The organism is Brevibacillus nitrificans (assembly GCF_003710965.1).
In the GTDB taxonomy this organism is placed as follows: Bacteria; Bacillota; Bacilli; order Brevibacillales; family Brevibacillaceae; genus Brevibacillus; species Brevibacillus centrosporus.
Map to the genome: position 1 here is coordinate 273,244 of NZ_RHHU01000011.1, position 21,209 is coordinate 294,452.

At 46.9% G+C, this 21,209-nt stretch carries 18 protein-coding genes; all 18 read right to left on the reverse strand.

What is annotated here, in order from left to right; translation table 11 throughout:
• Positions 1-2: 2 nt before the first annotated feature.
• The 18 genes from EDM59_RS19310 to EDM59_RS19395 all read right to left on the reverse strand — a co-directional run bounded on the left by EDM59_RS19310 (position 3) and on the right by EDM59_RS19395 (position 21,165).
• A complete protein-coding gene (locus EDM59_RS19310; RefSeq protein ID WP_122925109.1) occupies positions 3-659 on the reverse strand; it encodes a carboxymuconolactone decarboxylase family protein in 657 nt (218 codons plus the stop codon).
• Between the two features lie 22 nt (positions 660-681).
• Complete coding sequence (locus tag EDM59_RS19315; RefSeq protein WP_122925110.1) at positions 682-1,869, reverse strand: MalY/PatB family protein; 1,188 nt, start codon at positions 1,867-1,869, stop codon at positions 682-684.
• Between the two features lie 364 nt (positions 1,870-2,233).
• Entirely contained in the window at positions 2,234-2,920 is a 687-nt protein-coding gene (locus tag EDM59_RS19320; protein WP_122925222.1) for a helix-turn-helix transcriptional regulator, read from the reverse strand.
• Between the two features lie 123 nt (positions 2,921-3,043).
• The gene (locus EDM59_RS19325) at positions 3,044-5,071 is read right to left on the reverse strand and encodes a dipeptide ABC transporter ATP-binding protein (protein ID WP_122925111.1); all 2,028 of its coding nucleotides are present in this window, start codon (positions 5,069-5,071) and stop codon (positions 3,044-3,046) included.
• A gap of 54 nt (positions 5,072-5,125) precedes the next feature.
• Entirely contained in the window at positions 5,126-6,019 is an 894-nt protein-coding gene (locus EDM59_RS19330) for an ABC transporter permease (protein ID WP_246011123.1), read from the reverse strand.
• A 37-nt stretch (positions 6,020-6,056) separates the two neighbouring features.
• Complete coding sequence (locus tag EDM59_RS19335; RefSeq protein WP_122925113.1) at positions 6,057-7,235, reverse strand: amidohydrolase family protein; 1,179 nt, start codon at positions 7,233-7,235, stop codon at positions 6,057-6,059.
• A 15-nt stretch (positions 7,236-7,250) separates the two neighbouring features.
• Positions 7,251-8,177, reverse strand: coding sequence for an ABC transporter permease (locus EDM59_RS19340; protein ID WP_122925114.1), 927 nt, complete (start codon positions 8,175-8,177; stop codon positions 7,251-7,253).
• 37 nt (positions 8,178-8,214) lie between these two features.
• Positions 8,215-9,867 (reverse strand): ABC transporter substrate-binding protein, encoded by a 1,653-nt coding sequence (locus EDM59_RS19345; protein WP_122925115.1) that lies wholly within the window; start codon positions 9,865-9,867, stop codon positions 8,215-8,217.
• 298 nt (positions 9,868-10,165) lie between these two features.
• The gene (locus EDM59_RS19350; protein WP_122925116.1) at positions 10,166-10,618 is read right to left on the reverse strand and encodes a GNAT family N-acetyltransferase; all 453 of its coding nucleotides are present in this window, start codon (positions 10,616-10,618) and stop codon (positions 10,166-10,168) included.
• A gap of 68 nt (positions 10,619-10,686) precedes the next feature.
• The gene (locus tag EDM59_RS19355; protein WP_183192956.1) at positions 10,687-11,988 is read right to left on the reverse strand and encodes an FtsW/RodA/SpoVE family cell cycle protein; all 1,302 of its coding nucleotides are present in this window, start codon (positions 11,986-11,988) and stop codon (positions 10,687-10,689) included.
• The gene (locus EDM59_RS19360) at positions 11,985-12,320 is read right to left on the reverse strand and encodes a PadR family transcriptional regulator (RefSeq protein ID WP_122925118.1); all 336 of its coding nucleotides are present in this window, start codon (positions 12,318-12,320) and stop codon (positions 11,985-11,987) included. The genes EDM59_RS19355 and EDM59_RS19360 overlap by 4 nt, the downstream gene beginning before the upstream one ends.
• A gap of 471 nt (positions 12,321-12,791) precedes the next feature.
• Positions 12,792-13,226, reverse strand: coding sequence for a HEAT repeat domain-containing protein (locus EDM59_RS19365; protein WP_183192966.1), 435 nt, complete (start codon positions 13,224-13,226; stop codon positions 12,792-12,794).
• 70 nt (positions 13,227-13,296) lie between these two features.
• Complete coding sequence (locus EDM59_RS19370) at positions 13,297-14,172, reverse strand: radical SAM/SPASM domain-containing protein (RefSeq protein ID WP_122925223.1); 876 nt, start codon at positions 14,170-14,172, stop codon at positions 13,297-13,299.
• Between the two features lie 210 nt (positions 14,173-14,382).
• Positions 14,383-16,251, reverse strand: coding sequence for a toll/interleukin-1 receptor domain-containing protein (locus EDM59_RS19375; protein ID WP_122925120.1), 1,869 nt, complete (start codon positions 16,249-16,251; stop codon positions 14,383-14,385).
• A 21-nt stretch (positions 16,252-16,272) separates the two neighbouring features.
• Positions 16,273-16,815 (reverse strand): TIR domain-containing protein, encoded by a 543-nt coding sequence (locus tag EDM59_RS19380; protein ID WP_122925121.1) that lies wholly within the window; start codon positions 16,813-16,815, stop codon positions 16,273-16,275.
• A 23-nt stretch (positions 16,816-16,838) separates the two neighbouring features.
• A complete protein-coding gene (locus EDM59_RS19385) occupies positions 16,839-18,272 on the reverse strand; it encodes a hypothetical protein (protein WP_122925122.1) in 1,434 nt (477 codons plus the stop codon).
• 717 nt (positions 18,273-18,989) lie between these two features.
• On the reverse strand, positions 18,990-19,538 hold the full coding sequence (locus tag EDM59_RS19390) for an NADPH-dependent FMN reductase (protein ID WP_122925123.1): 549 nt from the start codon (positions 19,536-19,538) through the stop codon (positions 18,990-18,992).
• Positions 19,539-19,719: 181 nt separating this feature from the next.
• On the reverse strand, positions 19,720-21,165 hold the full coding sequence (locus EDM59_RS19395; RefSeq protein ID WP_122925124.1) for a sigma-54 interaction domain-containing protein: 1,446 nt from the start codon (positions 21,163-21,165) through the stop codon (positions 19,720-19,722).
• Positions 21,166-21,209: the final 44 nt, after the last annotated feature.

The following is a 21,209-nucleotide window of genomic DNA, read 5'->3' on the forward strand; positions in this document are numbered from 1 at the left end:
GCCTATTCATCGTACGCCACGAGTGCATTGATGCTATGTGCGAGCGCTGCCCCCGCCTTCAACGCGGTTGCAACCAGGATGGTCTCTGCCAGCTCTTCTTTTGTCATGCCCAATTTTTTCGCCTTTTTGGTATGCGCATCGATGCAGTACGCACATCCTGTGACATGTGCGACTGCCACTGCAATCAGCTCTTTCTCTTTTTCACCTAATTTCCCCGGCTTCATCGCCTGGCTGGAAAACTGTACATACGCTCGGAACAGCTCAGCGTTTTCTTTGCGAAACTCATTGTAGTGCGCCATGTTTGCCAGTGTGTAAAGATCGTCCTCGCCCGTTTCGTCGTAGGCTGCAAGGGCATTGGCTCCATGGGCCATCGCCGAACCTGCCTTCAGCGCCGTTGCGACCAAAATCGCCTCTGCCATCTCTTCCTTTGTCGCTTCCAGGCGCTTTCCCTTTTTGACGTGAGCATCAATGCAATACGGGCAGCCGGTTACGTGTGCGACTGCGACTGCAATCAGCTCTTTCAGCTTGACGGGCAGCACTCCCTCCGCCATCGCTTGTTGATTAAAGGTGTTAAATGCCTGAAACGTGGTCGGTGCCAGTTTTCCTAACTCTGCGAGTCTGCGACTGTTCGAGCGTTTGTACAAGCTATCGTTGCTCATGGGTATTCCTCCACTCCTCTTTTTAATTGGCGACACTTCGGCAGCTGCTTACCGCCTTTGCAATTCGCTCGAGTCCTTCTTCGATCAACGAACGCGGGCAGGCCATATTCAACCGGATAAACTGCTCTCCACCCGGACCGAAGACATGCCCCTGATTCACGGCTACCTTCGCCTGCTTCCCCATAAATTCCTGAAGGCCTTTTGCGTCCATGCCCAGCTCCCGGCAGTCCAGCCAGACGAGGTAGGTGCCTTCCGGTTGAATCACCTTGATTCCTTTGATATGAGTCTCGATATACTCCGTTAAAAAGTCGAGGTTGCCCTGCAAATACACGAGCAGCTGATCCAGCCATTCGTCGCCATGCCGGTACGCCGCCTCAGTCGCAACGACCCCGAACGTATTGGTCATTCTCAGTACCAGCGTGCTCATCATTTTTTGGAAAGCTTCGCGATACTCTTGATTCGGGATGATGATGTTGGAGGTTTGCATGCCTGCCATGTTAAAGGTTTTGCTCGGAGCTGTGCAGATGATGCTGCTTTGGGCAAACTCCTCGGAAATAGCTGCAAACGGGATGTGCTTGTGCCCTTTCAATATCAGGTCGCCGTGAATCTCGTCAGAAATGACCATGACGTTATTTTCGAGGCAAATATTCCCGAGCTCCGTCAGCTCTTCCTTCGTCCACACTCTACCGCCAGGATTGTGCGGGTTGCACAGGATGAGCAGTTTGACGCTCGGGTCCATCTTCTGGCGCAGATCCTCGAAATCCATAAAATAGCGTCCCTCTTCGTATTTCAGAGGATTGTGGACGACTTCCCGTCCGTTATCGGCGACCACGCTGGTAAACGGATGGTAGACAGGCGGCTGGATGATGACCTTGTCTCCCGGCTGGGTAAAGACTTGAACCAGGTAGCTCAAGGCGGGCACTACTCCCGGACAGTGACAAATCCATTCCTTTTGCACGGACCATTGATGTCTTCTCTCCATCCATCCGATCACGGCCTCATAGTAGCTCTCCGGTCTTTCTGTGTAGCCGAAAATCCCGTGCTCTACGCGCGCTCTCAGTGCATCTGTAACCGGAGCCGGAACTTGAAAATCCATGTCGGCCACCCAAAGCGGCAGAAGATCTTTATCGCCAAAAATCCGATCTACTTCGTCCCATTTGACCGAGGCGGTATTCAATCGATTGATTACTTTGTCAAAATCGTAGCGCATTCGGCGCCCTCCTCTTTTCTACTCCGCTTTTCTACGAAAGGTTACGAACAGCCCCGCGAACAAAACAAGAACCATACCGCTAGCTACCCATCCTGCTACCGACCCACTTCCAAAAGTACTCGTAAAGAACGCGGCTAAGGATGCTGCATCATGAATACAAGTGGGCATGCGTGATCACCTCCTTTAATAATAATTTATTTCCATGATAAAATATTATCAATCAATAGTCAATCAACCTTTTTAAATTTTCAGACACTTACGAAAACGACCCTTTTCCAGCCAGTGAACTTCCTCTCCTTACTCCATGCGGATGGACGTTTCTCTGATCTAGTTAGGGTCCCTGCGATCCAGTCTGGCTGTCGCTTTACTGATCAATTTTACTGTTGTACCTGTACACCGTCGCTTCGGATGTCTTCAGATGCTTGGCGACCTCAGCAACAGCGCCTTTGATTAAAAATACACCTTTTTCAGACAAGCGTTGTACGACTCTCATCTTCTCTTCGGGCGACATTCTGTCAGGTGGAACATCTACCTCAGAAAGCGTTTTCATGATGATTGAAGTGGTAAGATCTTCAATCGAGGTGTGCAGATCTTCAATCGGATTTACAACCGCATCCAGACTCTTTCCTTCCAGATTTAAACCGCCAGGAGCCGCGGCACGCACCCCTTGAATCAGTTCCTCCAGATGATTTCGCGTCTCTACCAGCGAGCTGACATCCATATTGATGCAAAGCATCCCAGCTACATTGCCCAACTCGTCCTTAATGAAAAACGTGGAAGAACGCACTACCTTGCCATCTTTTGTCTTACCGGAGTAGTTGATCAGAAAGTCTTTTTCCAGATACGATTTTTCCTTCAGAATTTGCAAAGCCAAATCCGTCAAAGAGCCTCCGACTTTCCTGCTGCTTACATGACTGTTTTTGATCGCTACAATGGAGCTTTCAATGTTGCTGACATCATGAAGAACTACTTCGCAATGGCTCCCTAGCACACTTCCCAAAAATTCTACCAGGGGCACGTAGTTGCTGAGCTTTGATTCCAAACCTTTCACCTCGTGAGAATAATTTATTTCAATAATAATTTGTTTTCTAAGTGAGGTCAATCATCCTGCCTTTTTCAGGCAAAGGAAAGGAAGCCCCCAGTTGCGTACCGAGGGCAGCTAGGTGTATGCCTTCTACATGGCGAAGTGACAGGAAACCCAATGTCCCTTCCCCACTTCTTTTAGCTCTGGTATCTCGGACTTGCAGCGTTCTGTCGCCGCAGGACAACGCGTCCGAAAACGGCAGCCCGAAGGAGGATTGGCAGGAGAAGGAATCTCCCCTTCTAGCTTGATCGAGCTCCGCCTCTTCTCCGGGTTCGGCACAGGGATCGCGGAGAGGAGTGCTTTTGTATACGGATGCGTGGGGTGCGTGAACAGCTCGTCGGTCGGGGCTACCTCCACGAGCTTTCCTAAGTACATCACTCCGATACGGTCGGAGATATGCCGGACTACATCGAGACCGTGGGCAATAAACAGGTAGGTCAGGCCCAGCTTGCTCTGCAGGTCGCAAAGCAAATTAATGACCTGCGATTGAACAGAGACGTCCAGCGCCGACACGGCTTCGTCGCCCACGATGAATTTGGGCTGCAGGGCAATGGCTCGGGCGATCCCGATTCTTTGCCGCTGTCCTCCTGAGAATTCATGAGGGTAGCGCTTATACCAGGCCGGGTCCAGACCAACCCACTCCAGCAGCTCCTGCACGCGATATTTCAGGTCTTGGCCTTGCAAAGAGCCATGCGCGCGCAGTGGTTCCTCGATAATATCGCCGATCGTCCAGCGTGGATTCAGCGAGCCATACGGGTCCTGAAAAATAATTTGCATCTCTCTGCGCGCCTCACGCATCTCCTTCCCATTCATCTGAAAAAGATCGCGGTCTTCGAATAAAACACGCCCGCTTGTCGCCTGTTGCAAGCGAAGCAAGGTACGGCCGAGGGTAGTCTTGCCGCAGCCCGATTCCCCGACAAGTCCAAAGGTCTCTCCTTGGAAAATTTGAAAAGTCACCCCATCGACCGCCTTGATTTGCCCCGTTACGCGGTTCAGGATTCCTTTTTTAATCGGGAAGTACTTCTTCAGATCCTGGACGTCGATCAGCACGTTTCTGTTAGGATCCTCTTGGGTACCTGCCTCCGCTCGCTGTGTATCCCCTCTTGCTGTCTTTGCCTGAAAGAGAAGCACATCTTTGTCTCTTTCCGCGATTTCCTTTGCATGCCAGCAGGCTACCTGCCGCCCGTCCAGCTCTGCCAGCATGGGCTCGTGGGACTCACAGTGCAGGGTTGCATGCGGACAGCGGGGCTGGAAGCGACAGCCAGAGGGAAGATTCGTCAGGCTGGGGATCGTCCCCTTGATGGAGTGCAGTCTGCTTCCTCTTTCTACATCAATAGAAGGAATGGATTGCAGCAAGCCCTGGGTATACGGATGATAGGGCCGCTCAAACAGCTGATGAACAGTGGCTTGCTCCACGACCCTCCCTGTGTACATCACGATGATCCGGTCAGCCATTTCCGCCGCTACTCCCAAATCATGCGTAATCAACAAAATGGACATTTGAAACTCGTCTTTTAGCTCCCGCAGCAGGTCGAGTATTTGCGATTGAATCGTGACATCCAGCGCCGTCGTCGGTTCATCCGCAATCAGCAGCTCCGGATTACACGCCAAGGCGATGGCAATCATAGCTCTTTGGCGCATGCCGCCCGACAGCTCGTGCGGATACTGGTTCATCCGAATCTTTGGCTCAGGAATCCCGACGCGCTGCAGCAAATAGACGGCACGCTTCCTGGCGTCCTCCTTGCTCACGGGCTCATGGCGGAGAATGACCTCCATAATCTGAAAGCCAATCGTGAAAACCGGGTCCAGGGCTGTCATTGGCTCCTGAAAAATCATCGCAATCTTCTTCCCGCGTATTTTGCGGATTTCCTCTTGCTGCATTTGGGCGATATCCTGCTGGGCAAACCGTATCGTGCCGTCCGCGATTTGCCCGTTTGCGTGCTCAATCAGACGCATAATCGACAGCGAAGTGATGGTCTTGCCGCTCCCCGATTCGCCTACCAGACAGACGATTTCTCCTTTTTTGATGTGAAAGGATACTTCGTTTATCGCGGTCAGCAAGCCGGTTTTCGTCATAAAGTCAACAGTCAGGTCCCTCACATCTAAAAGTTCTTCCACGCGGCTTCTTCCTTTCCGAAAAGATCAGATCGAACGACCGGCTTTTGCATGCATTCATCTCTTATGGCTGATTTTGGGGTCAAAGATGTCACGCAGCTCATCCCCAATCAGGTTGACCGACAGAACGAGGAGCGTGATCGCCAGCCCCGGAAAAGTCGCAATCCACCACGCTACGGTGAGATAGTCCCGACCATCGGAGAGAAGCTGCCCCCAGCCGGGAATTTCTCCTTGCGAGCCTAGACCAAGAAAGCTCAGACCGGAGCTGACCAGAATGGAAACCCCTACTCCTACTGTCCCTACAACCAGCAGCGGAGAGAGGGAGTTGGGAAGAATATGCCGGAACAAAATGTGAGCGTGAGAAGTCCCGACTGCCTGTGCTGCATCGATAAACGTACGGCTTTTGACGCTGAGCACCTGGCTGCGCATGATACGGGCATAGCTCGGTACAGATGAAATACTGACCGCGATGATGACATTCATCGTACTCGGGCCCAGGACAGCTGCTATCGTCAATGCCAGCAATATACCCGGGAGCGTCATCAGAATGTCAATGAAACGCATGAGCAGCATTTCGGTCACTCCGCCTGCATACCCCGCAATCAATCCGATCGCTCCCCCAATCACAGCCCCAACCAATACGGATGCGATCCCGACAATGAGCGATTCGCGGCTGCCGTAGACAACCAGACTGAAGACGTCTCTGCCATAATGATCGGTTCCGAACAAATGCTGGATGCCAGGTCCCTGCAGGAGAGCGGTACTGTCCATTTCAGTCGGTGTCGATGTGGCGATCAAGCTGGGGAAGATGGCACAAAGAACCGTGAATGCCACGACCATGCTGGCAAAAATGACAGGCAGCTTTTGGACGTAGCTCGTTTTAGGGGAATGCCTGACCTTTGTCTTTTGTACGGTGCCTTTTACGGACGCAGGGGTGATTTGAGAAGACACGTCGTTCCTTCCTCCCTTCTCATGAAATAGGCCTGACTTACAGCTGGGCAAAATCAGGAACGGTTCCTGCTCGCATGACCCAATCGACATTCCATAGGTCCGAAATATTGCTGAGTGGATTGCCATCGACTGCGATGATGTCTGCTCGCATTCCCGGCGCAAGCGTTCCCACAGTTTGATCGATCCCACAGGCTTCTGCTGCGACGATCGTTGCGCTTTCGATGATTTCCTCGTTGGATAGTCCCACCATCCGAAGGGCTTCCAGTCCTCCGACGTACTTGTCATGCGGAACCAGATTGATTCCCGCATCTGTACCCGCGATAAACTTCATCCCCAACGCCTTCATCCGACTGATGTTTTGCAAACGTTCCTCCAGCCATTGACCGCTCATTCTTCCCCAACCCACATTGGTCGTCAAGCAGATGTGGATTCCTTTTTCCACGATTTTCTCTGCCGCTTCCTCCGAGTAGTCGTAGCCACTGGAAGTGACCCACGAACAGTGCTCAATCGTATCAACGCCGACATCGACGGCATCCTTGATCCCTACCGCACCGTGAGCATGAACGGCAATTTTTTTGTCCAGCCGATGCGACTCATACGTAGCAGTTTCCAGCTCTTTGCGATCAAACTGGTTGTACCAGGGCGCTGAGCCTTTCGTCATGAACCCGCCTGTATGCATGATCTTGATGAAATCTGCGCCTGCTTTCACATGATCGCGAACGGCTCTCTTGACCGCTACAGTATCGTCGCATTCGCAGCCCATAAACCAACAGTGCCCACCGGTGCTGGTGATGGGACGATTGCTTACAAGCAGGTTTGGACCGACAGCTGTTCCTTCCTCGATCGCCTCTTTCACGACCAGGTCCAGGAAGCTTCTCGCTCCCATTTCCCTGGCAGTCGTTACTCCAGAGCGCAGGAGCAGTCTCGCATTGTACAGCATGAGCACCAGAAGCTGTTCGTCGGTGCTTTTTTTCATACGTGTCACTGGATCTGCACTTCCGTCGAATCCCAGATGGACGTGACAGTCAATCATTCCAGGCATCAGTGTCCGTTCGCCGAAATCGATCACCTTCACATTGGGATCGGTATGCGCGCCTACGACATCTGCTGACCCGACTGACACGATAGACTCCCCATCTACCAGTACAGCACCATTCTTGATGACTTCCCCTTTTCTTCCGCTGAGAACGCGTTCTGCTTTCAACAAATATTTCATGGATGGCTCATCTCCCTAATTGGATGTTCGAACTCTCGGATCAATCACCGAGTAGGAAACATCGACGAGAATATTGACAACGACGTAGACGATTGCCGTAAACAGTACCGCTCCTTCCACAGTCGGAAAGTCTTTGTTCATGATGGCATCGACGATCAACCGCCCCAGCCCTTGTCTGGCAAAAACCGTTTCGATAATTACCGCTCCTGCGAGCAGCTCACCGATTTGCACGCCAACCATCGTGACAGCTGGAATCAGTGCATTTCGCAAAGCATGCTGGTACATGACGATCCTCTCTGACAGCCCCTTCGAGCGTAGTGTCATAATGAACTGTTCATTGATGACCTCGAGCATACTGTTGCGGACCATCCGGACAATAAAGCCTGCGCCCACCAAGCCGAGGGCACAAGCCGGGAGCACCAGCCTGCTGAAGCCGCCTGATCCGGTCGCGGGAAACCAGTTCAGGTGGACGGAGAATATGAGTATCAATAAGATCCCTGACCAGAAAGTAGGCATCGATATCCCCAGTAAACTGATGATCCGGATGACAAAGTCCGCCCAGCCATTTCGATGAATGGCGGAGATGACCCCCAGTACCGCTCCCAGCAAGACGGCAATTACGGTGCTCGCCAAGGTCAGCATCAGGGTGGAGACGAACTGCTCTCCAATCATCCCCATCACAGGCTCACTTCTGACGAAGGATTGCCCAAAGTTCCCCGTGGCGATGTGTCCCAAAAACGTGAAGTATTGCATGATTAAAGGCTGATCCAGTCCGAATTGCTGGCGCAGGTTGTTCATCGTCTCCTCGTCTGCCGGGGCACCCGCGAGCATGAGCGCGATCGGGTCGCCAGGCAGGAGGCGGAGAATGAAAAACACCAGTGTAGCTACACCGAATAGGACCGGAATGGCAGCGAGAATCCTCCGCACTAGAAAACCAATCATGGAAACCGCCTCCTACTTCTCCTCCTGCGTGGTTCTACTATTTTGTTTTCGCGACATCGTAGAACAAGGGGTACGCGCGCGAATCAAACTGAATGCCCGTGAATTCCTTTTGCGCCGCAACGGTATAAGGAAATACATAGGTTGGCAGAGTCAGTGCATTTTCGATCAGATACTCCTGTACCTTGGCGTAAATGTCAGAGCGAACCTTCAGATCTGTACTCTTTAAGCCATCCATTAATAGCTGGTCGATTTCCGGGTTTTCCAAGTGTCCGAGATTAAAGGCGAATTTTTGGGGAGTAGGTGTGTTGATCGAGTGGTAAATGGAGCGCAAGACGTCTGGGTCTCCCTGTACGAGACTTGTCCCAGTCATGTCATACTGCCCATTCATGATAGCGCTGACGACGGCGTTGGTCGCTTGGAGGTCGATTTTTACGGAGATTCCTATTTGCTTGAGCTGCTGCTGCATCATCGTACCGATATCATGGCGTTTTTCCCGGTTTGGCGTTCCAATCAGATAGTTCATCACCAGTGGCTGACCGTTTTTCATCCGGGTGCCGTTCGCATCCCGCTCGGTCCAGCCAGCCTCGTCGAGCAGCTGATTTGCTTTTGCCGTATCAGGCTTCCAGGAGTTTTCTACCTTTGGATCATAGCCGGCAGTGGAAGGTGTCAATGGCCCCCATGCCCTTTGGTAGGTGCCCATGTACAAGGTTTTTACGATGGTGTCCATGTCGATCGCCAGCATGACAGCTGTACGTACCTTGACATCGTCCCACGGCTGTTTGGTTGTATTGAGCATAAGCGTGTAGGGGGAGCCTGGCGATTGAGCTTCAAGCATCTGGATGTTGCTGTCGTTCTTGAAAGCAACGATGTTTTGCGGAGGAATGGTTTCCGCTGCGGAAATCTGGCCGCTTTGTACAGAGCCGACTCGTGTGGAATCCTCCGGGATGATACGGTAGATCAATTTGTCCAGGTAGGCTGCTCCTGTGTGGCCTGCGGTTTCGGGAGCCCAGTTGTAATCAGGATTTTTATTTAAGGCGATCTCACTCTTCTGAATCCATTTCTCAAAAACAAAGGGTCCTGTTCCTACTGGGTTTTGCCCAAACTTGTCACCGAATTTCTGTACGGCAGTCGGAGATGCCATTCCTAAAAATGCCTGGCTCAATGCTTCCATGAATGGCGCATGAGGCTGTTTGAAATTTACGCGGATGGTGTACTCGTCAATCACTTCCGAGGAATCATAGGGGCCAATCAGGGAGACGGCAAAGCGTGATTTTGTCTTTGGATCTACGATGCGATCAAAATTGAACTTCACGGCTTCCGCATTAAAGGGAGTTCCATCGTGGAATTTTACATCTTTTCGCAGGTGAAACGTAAACTGCTTGGCGTCAGGGCTGATCTCCCACGAGGTAGCCAGCCAAGGCTTAAAGCTGTGATCGGCGGTCTCTACCACGAGGCTGTCAAAAATCTGGCGGAACACCCGGTAGCCGGCAGCGCTCGGCTCTACACCAGGGTCTAAAACAGTGGGCTCACTAGCAAGACCGAAAATAAATTCTCCGCCGCTTGCCTTTGCCTCCGTACCGGGCGTACCTGATGCTGGGGCAGGCGCAGCGCTCTCCTTTCCACAGCCGGACAAGAGAGATGTCACGAGCAAAAGCGAACAGACTACCTGTTTCGTTCGGGTCAATCGCATATTCTGTATGCCCCCTTAGACTAGACCTTTTCACACGGATGAGAAGAAATTCTTCGCACGGCACGACAGTCGCTAAGACTTGCTACAGGTGATCACCCCGCTATTCCTATGTAATTTTGGTTTCTCTCCACTGATTTGATAATGATTTATTATCATGATAAATTATGTTTATAAACCAGTCAATATATTCTTAATATTTTGTTTATTTTGTCTTTTTCTATATCCCATAGAAAACTTACTGGCTAATAAAAAAGGACCAAATGCGAATCTGCGCATCTGATCCTTCCTAGCCTATCTATCAAAGCTTCAACTTCATCCCTTCATGAGTCGCCTGAAAGCCTAAGCGTTCATAAAAGCGATGGGCATCCTCTCTCTTTTTATCTGTTGTCAGCTGAACAAGGCGACATCCGCGTGCTTTTGCACGATCGATGGCCCATTCAATGAGCTGGCTGCCGATTCCTTTTCCTCGTACCGACGATGCCGTCCGCACTCCTTCTATCGTAGCTCTCCAGCTCCCCTGATGTGTCAAATAAGGAGTAAACGTAATCTGCTGCACACCCACAATTTCTTCCCCGAGGCATGCAACCACTACTTCATTATTCGGGTCGGCTTCGATCGCTTCAAAGGCTTTTCCATAGCTTTCCGGGAGAGGCGTTTCGTAGCGCTCCCTCGTTTTGCCGAGCTCATCGTCTGCCAGCATTTGTACAATTTGATCCAAATCGTTTGCGGTGGCGATTCTAAAGGTAACCATACCAGCCCTCCAAGCCTTCCCTTTTTCTATTCATCTTACCCTATGAAAGGAAGATTTTGGGCAAGAATCTATCGGTTAGCCGCAAGCACGGTAATATCCTTTCTCCGATACACACTCAGGATGATCCCGAACACCGCCATTTGAAGGACAAATTGTGTGCCGCCATAGCTGATAAACGGCAGGCTGACCGAGAAGATCGGAACGATGCCCAGCGCCATCAGAATGCTCCAGAAGAATGGCACAAAAAAGACAGCCATCAAGCCCCGGATCAGCAAGCTGCCAAAGCGGTCCTTTACTTGGCCCATCGCTCTTTGGATGCAATACAGCAGCAAAATCCCGATCAACAGCACGGCTCCTCCTACGATCCAGCCAAAGCTGTACACCAAATAGGCAAATACGAAGTCAGACTCGGTCACCGGCAGCTCCGCCAGCTGCGCGCCAAATCCATGACCCCACCAGCCTGCAGAACGAATCGCTTCGATCGATTGGACCGTTTGGTAGCCTGCGCCGAGAGGATCCTTGTAGGGATCGAGGAAAGCGAGCAGTCTGTTGATAGAGTAGGGCTTTGCAAGCAATAGACCGACTCCGCCCAGCAGGAGAGCAACAATAACGCTCCCAAACGCCCACACATGATTGGGCTTCATTTGCAAAGAGAACAACAAGGCGCCGTACCCCGCGACAAACAACAATCCCGGAAACAATCTTGCCACACTTATGTAAATCAAGAGCGGTACGAGGAACAGCGCCAGTGCTTGCGCAAATGTCTTCCAGCCCTCCCATTTCCACTGGCTAAATAGACCCGCCACAGACAAAATGAGGAGAAACGGACTCAGACTGAGAAAATCGATGCCGATGAACCCAACGTCCAGATAAATCATGGTGCCATTTACTTTCTTGCCCATAAAAAGCGAGCAGAGCATCAGCAGAAGCGTCGCCGTATACAGATGCTTGCAGTACGGCAAAAGCCTGCGGTAGTCGGTAAATAGAAGACCCACCAGCACTACAGCGCCCAGAACGAGGAAAAAAATCTGGCGTTGAAGCTGCGAGGACGCCAAGGATTGACTATCCAGCAAAGAGTAGAGCGTAAGCAGTCCCAAGCCGATCAAACCAGCGATCATGCCTAGCAGACTCCACTCGATTCGCGGTTTATGGGTGTGATGCAGCTCTTTTCCGATCAAAAGAGGATCGCCCATTTGCAAAATGGCTCTATCCACCGCGTCCGCTTCGCTCATACCTTCCCCCTGGTAATCCTCGATCCGATCCGCAAAATGCCCCTCCAGCTCTCGTGAAATGGCCTCATGGACTTCCTTGCTTTTGATCTGCGAACAAACCTGGCGTATGTACTCATCGATTTGTGCGTGCCGCCTCATGCCTGTCCCTCCCATAGCAATCGATCTACCGCAGTGCGAAACGATACCCATTCCTCTTTCTTGTCTTTTAAATGCCCCCTGCCTTCTTCGGTAATCTGGTAGTACTTGCGCTTTCTCTCTCCCTCCGCTTCCTGCCAGTAGGAATGCACAATGCCAGCAGCCTCCAACGTGTGCAGAATTGGGTAAAGGGTGCCTTCCTTCAAGGAAAACATGCCATTGGAGTTTCGCTCCAGCTCTTTGATCAGCTCATACCCGTACATTGCTTTTTTCTCCAGCATGGTAAGGACAAGGATAACCGTGCTTCCTTTCATTAACTCTTTGTTGATTCGCATGACGCTTCTCCTTTTTGAATACCTAGGTTTTCGATACATAGATTATCTATGTATAATCATACGAGTATCTTTAGGGAAACACAAGCTTGGAGAAAAAAAATCACCGCTCTCCGCTTGCGGAAGGGTGATTTTCGATTTCTTTATTACGCTTTTTGCTGCCAAATGTACGATTGTACCTTAAAACGGATGAATCATCTCCCAACTATTTTAGCCGCCTTCTTATCCTTTTTTACTTCATAGTTGGAGTCACTCTTATATTCAGACCAAGATTCCAAAATCATTCTTGGTTCCGCTTCTATCCGGTCTTTCACTTTTTCAATATCACCCATTTTAAATAAGCTCATTATTTCAATCAGATTTTTACGATCCCCTTCAAACAATGACAAAAAAAGAAACCTGAAATACTCAGGTCTCGATGAAGCTCGGGCGTTCGTTATGATAATTTTCTTCTACTCTATGCTGTGCTATTTCCTACATCTCAGCCCACGTATTCTCCAGCCACTTCTCAAAGTCCGTTCCTTTTTCACCCTCGTAGGCATCGTAGATATCTGTTCTCATTTTTTGCAGCTTCTCTTTAAAATCTTCAAACGTATGCCCCTTTGGCAAGCTTTTCTTGATGCGAACCAAGCTTTTTGTCGTGCCTTTAATTAAATCTCCTTTTTTCTGTGGCGGCAGCTCAACATCCTCGCCAAAGTTCTGGAGCTTTTGAAAGGCCGCCTCTTGAACCTTGTAAACGGAATCGTTGATCAACAAACGTTTTAATAGATTGATAGTTTGAGGATCTCTCCATCTGCCCAGCTCTTCCACTGCTTCCAAACGCTCCCGCCAATTGGAAGTTCGGTTCGCAGACTTTTTCAGATCCTCAAAATGAGGGGGAAACCCGTTTTTTATTTCACTCGTTTGCAAATTGCTCATTCTCCTTTAGTACCTCTTCTCTACCAGTATTCCCCACTCTCCTGTGAGCAACACCACTTTTTTACGCTCCAAAACGCTGACGATACCCACATCTTCTGCACATCTCCTCGACTGCCTCTCTACGTGAAAAGCCTTCGATGAGATTCGTTGCCCGCTCGCCATTGATAATATCAGAAAAGGAGGCTTGATTGATATTCCCCAGATTGATGACCCCTTCGCCATCCAGACAGCATGGCACGACCGTCCCGTTCTCGAGGATCGCCGCCTGTGTGCGGAGCCCATGGCAGAAGCCTTTGCCGTCATCCTCAGGGGCAGTCAGGCTTGGCCATTGGAACTCAATGTCCTGATTCAAATAAACGGTTTCGGCGATTCTGACACCGCTGCCCGGCACGACCTTCTCTTCAATCCTGTAATCCAAGCCAAACTCTTTTTCAATGATCTCCAGTGTCTCGCGGTTTCTGCTCTTTTGCAAGTTCGTAGCGTTGTCCTGCGTCAAATTCCAGAGGCGGAACGAGAAAATGACTTTATATTCTTCCGCCGCACGAACAAAGGAGAGGATTTCCCGCAAGTACCCTTCCCGGTTCGTAGAGCCCTCGTGACCGTCGAAGCTGTGCAAGGAAAAGTTCATTTGCCGCAGCGCCGGTTTGCCCAGCAGCTTGTGGCGGTTCTTTGCGATCAGCGTTCCATTCGTCGTGATATTGACCTTGAAGCCTTTCTCATGAGCGATATCCAGCAGCTCGTCGATTTTGGGATGCAAGAGCGGCTCGCCTTTGACATGCAAGTAAATGTAGTTGGTGTGCGGCTTGATCTCATCCAGTCTTTTCGCAAAGTCCTCGACCTTGATGAAGCTCTTCGCGCGCTCAGTCGGCGGGCAAAAGCTGCAGGAGAGATTGCAGACGCTGGTAATTTCTATATAAACTTTTTTGAACGTTTTCAAGATTTTGTCCCCATTCCGGCTGCCTGTGACAGGAGGTTGTTGGTTTACGATCATAACCTTCATAGTATCATAGGAGCCGTTTTACGGGTAACGGTGCTTTTTGGAGTATAGATTAGCTTTACAAATGAACAAAGAACAGAAGGTACCTTCTTAATTTTTATCAAACCAAGTCCTCGAATGTACACTAGCGAAAACAAATGTTTTTTATTTTTAGAATCCAAGTTTAGTAAGTATTAATTTTGCTATTGTGCTATAGTCAAGACTAGTCATTATTAACCGATTCTCTTCTACAGTTAATTCATTCCAAGTTTCTTCCCAATTATTTTTGTCTAATTCTGCGGCAAGCTCTCCGCTCCTTCCACCAACTGATCCTATAATAAATACTGGGATTCCTGCTCTACGGGCTAGGGATATTTCTTCGTCAACTCCTGGCATATGGCCTCCGTCAGTTGTCTTTCCTCCCATAACTATCAAAGCCCTCGCTTCTTCGTCATTTATCATAGTCTTTCGCAATTGTGTTAAACTATCTTCTCGAGAATTTGCCGCTTTAATTGGAAAAACTTTAGAATGGTTGTTCATTTCAGCTATGTTTTGATCTGTCACAAACCATTTTGAAATATAGAGATGTATAACTTCTTTATAACTAACTGGACAAGTTCTTTTGGCCATTTCTAAAATGGGGTATTGAAAAGTAGGATGTCCACCTAATATTACAATTCCTGAATGTTCAAGAATTGCTTGAGTTATCGAATGCACTGCATTCGATAAGTATTGCTGATATGTCGGATCACAGTCTGGAAAGGCACCTGAGATGATTATGCCTCTTTTTTTTAACTTATTTTTTGAGGAAGTTTCTAAGTAGCTTTCAAGACTATTTATATAATCATGAATTGAATCAACGTAACAATTGTCTGCAGTTGTTGATATTACCATATTTCGGGATTGAATAGGTGCTAACATTATTGCTGAATCATAGAAACTGCCCAACGCTGGATGTTCGTAGCCGTACTCAGATGCTAAAGGTCTGAAACTTTTCTTATCATTATGTTTAGGAAATCTTCCATACAACTGTATCAAATGAGTCATAGGTCGTTGCCAATAGCGAAATGGCTTTCGTGGAATATGTACTTCATAAAGCATTAATTTCTTATTTACCTGCTTTATAGTTAAATCATTAGCTTTGGCAAGTGATTTCAGTTTTCTAAATTGATCAAATAAAACTGTTGTATGCTCACGTGAAATTTTAAAAGCCTCATCGATCATCCTATTAACTAAATCCGGATCAAATTTGGTTTCTAAAGAACTAATTTCATTTATAACAAAATGCGGTTTACCAAGTGGAGTCACCTTTAGTTGATTTTGCTCGTTATGATTTCCAATTTTCACCCACACTATAGGTAAATTCATAGAAATTGCCATTTTAAGTTCTTTCGCAATCCACTCCGACTCATATGATTTTGGGGTATCTAAAAAAATTACAGCATCACTGTTACTAAGATTTTCTTCAATAATTTCTTGTGCATCTTCACCAACTTTTATATCAATAAGGTCACGAAATACTGATTCAGCTTGTTGTCTCAGAGATTTACAGAGAGCTGCTGCTAATTCCTCTCCATCTAATCTTCTATGGCTGATAAACAAATGCATCCTGTCTTTTATCAGTGTAGGTTGGATTTCTGAGAGAACATTCCTTGAAAATGCACTTGCAATTGTCGATAAATTTGCTTTAGTGAGAGCACGATTTCTTAAATGTTCTTCTACATCGTAACTCTGCGATTTAATAGCGCTAATTGGAGGTACTCTAAAACTCTTATCTATCGAGACAGGTAATATTTTGCAAGTTTTTTTTGTTGCTTCAAATAGAAATTCTTGTACGGGAATAGAATAATTTTTATCACTTCTAAAGAAGAATACTATTACATCATCGCTAGTTAGCGTTGTTTCTTCTAATACATTAAAGGATTTAATTGATCGAACATCAGCGTGCTCATAAAGTTCATCTTGGAAAAAATCATAAAACAATTGGGCTTCTTCATGGGCCCCAATTGTTAATCTAGGATGAATTGCTATTACAACCATGTAACTATCTTCCTCCTATATCTAATAATTACTTTTCATTTTTAAGTAAATTTTTTGAAAAATAAAATCTGCTAACTGTTCTGATGTATTACCTATTCCGTCCAAATGAGCCAAATTTTCCATTCCATCCGGTAATGGGGTATCATCTAAAATGATGGGAAGTATATACTCCCCATCAGAACAATTTTTATGTATTTTAATAATGCCTAATTCATACTGGCACCAGCTTTTTTGAAGATAATATTTGGACATAAACAAGATACATAACCGTCCAGAAGATCCAAATACTCTTTTGAAGTGATCTTTTAAGTCCTTTCCCCAAAGGAGTATTTGTTCGACCTCATCATAAAAAACATCTACATTTTTGGATATTAAAATTGTTGCAACTTCTCTTACAAGTTCTCGATTTTCACCAGCGAAAGAAAAGACTACATCATACTTTACATTTTGTTCCTCTTTCACCTTTTCATTTGGCGTGCCATAATTGATAACCTGGTCACCACTAACCATGTTTGTTATGTTAAAATTTCCGCCATTGATTATTATCCCTTTATTGGAGCTCATCTATAAATCTTCACTCCATTCCATTATGATTCCTTTACCACTGACTCAACTTTTTTTATAATGTTATGCTTAATTTGGTTACCTCCCACCAAATTTTCCACTTCGAAGTTGCCACCATTAATTGTGATTCCCTGTTGAATAATAGCTTCTTTTCGTTTGTTGAATTCCGAAACATCTACCCCTTGTGATTTTAAGTACTCAGTCATTCCCTCCATTAAATACCGCTCAACTTGTTTTTGATACATGATTACGTCTGCATCTTGAAAAAAGTTTTGCATTTTATCCGAAGCAACTATTTCTCTTAAACTCTGTGCTGCCCCGTAATCAAAAACAGGATTATCTTTAACCTGACGTTCTACCTTCCTGCTATTACCTCCTCGTTTATTGAGCAACAGATTAAGTCGCGAAATAAATCGAAAAGGGGCTAAAAAGGGACTTACTATTGCAGGAATAATAGAAATGAGAATTGTTTTCCCAATTATTGAAGCCGGAATACCCACTCGAAGCTGATCGATGGCATAATAATTTTTTTTAAGGGGTGGCAATAAATAGTAATTGACCTCAACAAACATTTGGCGATCATTTTTAGTCAATCTAAAGAAAGTAGAAAAAATAAAATTCCCCTGCCATCCAGAAATTTGTATTATTTTATAGTATCTTTTTTGCTCTGTGAACTTGCCTACATAATCTTGCATAACCTCATCACTAATTTTTGCATTGGGTGCTGATAATACATCCGGTAAAAATTCTGGATGGTTACGCAGAGTTTTACCATCAACGAACAGCCCGTCCTCTATGCTCATCCCTTTTATCTGTAAGTCTTTAATTTTCTCTCCCATGGTGTCATACATTTTTTTTAATGAGATATCAACATATTCATTCTGGTCCATTTCGCTTTGGGTACTAAACACAAATGACCAGCCGCCAATTCTATTACCTGCACCAACGAAAGGAGTATAACCACTATAATAGGTAGTGTTACCTTCTTCGAGTTGTTTAAGCTCTAACAAACGCTCAGCATAGATTGATTCAACCAAAGTTTCCTTATGCAACGAATTACCGAAGTTGTCTTTCGATAGATTGCGAGACACTTCCCAATAAGACCATAGCCTACTTCCACATATTACAAACAGTGTAAAAATAAACGCCCAAGAGGAAATCAAATTTGGAATGAAAGTTATTATTCCATAGATTAGTCCCTTATGGGAGAAATGGATAATAACATAAAATAACATAATGGCACTCAATAATAAATCAGTTGCTAAGTCCCTAGTTTGTATTCGTAAGCATTGCCGAACAACACGTGACAAATCAACCCCATAGTTCTTTGCTACGAATTTATATGGATTTTGCACTACATGCTCGAAAATAGTATCTCTAACATTCCGATTTAATTCCGCTGCAGCGCATAAGTAGCGCGTCACATCATATTTATACCTATGTTGATCACTTTTCATTTCTTTCCCTCCGCATTTAATCTACAGGTATTTGGACATAGTCCCAATAACCTACAATATTGGTTGATTTTCGACATTTTATAATATTATTCCTTTATTTGAAACGAATTTATATAATCATTCAAATTTCCAATTTGAGTGATTATATAAATATATCGATTAGATAAAGAACGTAGCAGAATCAATTCGAGGTTTGCATTTATTAACTTCAAAGAATGCACATTTCCCACTGAATAAAGACCTGTTATATTATTATTCCTTGGCCGATCACATATAGAAACTCTTTTTCACCCACAATCTATGTATAGTAAAGGAGGATTTTTGAACTATTTTAGAAAAAATAAAACTTAGTCCAACACTCGAAAGAAAGAACGTTAGGTACTTACTGAATTCAGAGTCCATTGCGAATTCTGTAGCAGTACTTAATTAGTGTCCTCAGGCTTGGGCAAAAAAGGGGACAACCCTTGACCTAACATGTCCTTTAGAAATCCCCAAGCTCAATATTTTGCAATCAGATAACCTACATACTTTAGAATTAATCAACCAGTACGAATTCTTATGTGACTTTTAACTTTCTTACGGACTACAAAGATACAGAGAAACTACAAGTAATATTGTACGCAAACCCACGTCCCACCTAGCCTCCTTCGTTCTCGAGAAATAAAAAAATAGCTCCACCTCTTTCTTGTGGAGCTAACCTATTCCCATTTTGATCACTTATCTAAGCGTCTTCAACGCCCCACTCCAAGCTACCACCTGATCCAGCATGCCATTGACATTGGTCAAGTGAAGGCTCGACGGCTTGAATACCGAAAAGTTCTCGAAATCCGTAAACAAGGATAAGGTAGGATGTGTTCGGACGTCCGCCACCAAAAGCTCACCCAATATTCCCCGCAAATGCTCGGCAGCTCGTGCACCGCCTGTAGAACCGTAGCTTACGATGCCGGCCGCTTTGTTGAACCATGGATCGCGTGCCGAGTCCAGCGCATTTTTCAGGGCACCGGTAATGCTGTGATTGTACTCCTGAACGATGAAGACAAATCCGTCCAGACTTTCAATTTTTGCCTTCCACGCAGCAAGTCCAGGCTCTTGTCCGGTTCCTTCACCAAAGAAAGGCAGTTTGTACTCCGTAATATCCACCACTTCGTACGCAGCATCTCCACGGCCGTCCGCAATTTGCTTGACCCATTGGCCAACCTGCGGGCTCACGCGTCCTTGCCGAGTGCTTCCCAGGATAATGCCGATCTTCAGCTGTTGGTTTGCCATCCTCATACCTCCAAGACATTAGGTTATTAACTTACTTTATGTTACTTAGGCATCGGAGCTTTTAGAATGGCTTCATAAAAATTAATGCTGCTCAGCTGAAAGTTATGATGAATGACACCATGAAAAAAAGCACAACCAGCACTTGTCTGGTCATGCCTTTTCCGTAATTTTGAGTTCTGCCTCACTCCATCGTCGTCAAATCCTTTTCCTCTACGACCTTCAGCTTGTATTTTTTGAAGCGCCGTGCGATATAGGCTTGCGTTACCCCGAGCCTCGCTGCTGCTTTTCTCGTGCTCTGCAGCTGTCTGTAGGTTTCCTCGATAATCTCCCTCTCGATTTGATTGAGGTATTCGGTCAAGGTCTGGTTGGCTGGCAAAGCATGCAGGGAAGATATTTGCCCCAGCTGTTCATTGCGAATTTTATCCGGAAGATCCCGCAGATCCATTTCCTTGTTTTCAACGGTAATGACTAAGCGCTCCAGCAGATTTTCCAATTCCCGAATATTCCCCGGCCAGTCGTAGTTGTAGAAAACATCGGTGAGGTTGCCAGACAAGGTATGGTCCTTCTGATATTTGTTATTGTATTTCTTCAAATAAAAGTCCAGCAGCGGGACGATGTCTTCCCTGCGTTCCCTAAGCGGTGGGATGTTGAGCGGCAGGATGTTGAGCCGGTAAAATAAATCGGCACGAAACTGTCCGGTTCTGGTCAGCTCTAGCAGGTTGGTATTGGTTGCGGCGATGATGCGGACATCCGCCTTCTGTACCTGAGAACCGCCGACGGGGATGTAGGTTTTGTTCTGCAAAAACTGAAGCAACTTTGACTGCAGATGCAAAGGCAGCTCGCTGATTTCATCCAGGAACAGCACACCGTTTTCTGCCGCTGCGATGAGACCTGTCTTGCCGTTTTGATTCGCACCGGTAAAGGCACCCTTTTTATAGCCAAACAGCTCCGACTCAATCAAGGCTTCGGGAATGGCGGCGCAGTTCAGGTGGACAAACGGCTTGTCGCTTCGATCACTGAGCTGGTGGATCTTCGCGGCAAATGCGCTTTTGCCGACCCCTGTTTCCCCGGTAATCAGGACGGTTGTGTCTACATCGGCGACTTTTTCCAGCCATTCGAGACTGGCTACATACGCTTTGCTTTTTCCGATGAAGGACTCTTCCCCGTTGTCCTTGTTTTTTTCCCAAATCAGCTGGCGGATCTGACTCTTGTAGCGCTGCAGCAGCTCTTCCGCCTTTTCCAGCTCCATGTTGGTATTCAATGTCTCGCTCAGCGTTCGGGCATGCGAAACGATGTATTCGATGTCGCCGTTTTCATCCGGGATAAAATCGCCCGACACGAGCAGCTTCTGATTGTTCTGGGTGACCTGCACCGTGTTGATGAAATGCTTGCTTTCCGTGACCAAACGGGCAATCGACGGATAGAAGAGGCCCCTTTTTTCCATTTCCAATACGTTCTGATTGACGAGATCGATGTCGGAAACCTCGAATAATCCCCGCTTCGCCGCATTATTGACCCACAGGACGTTTCCGTGTTTATCTAAAACCCAGAGAGCATCCCGAATCGAGTTCATGATATCGAGGAACAGTTTATTTCTTTCGTCGCGAAAAATAGCGGATTTCTCCATAAGCTCTCCCACTTTCTACGGGCGTTTGCACAAATATATCACAA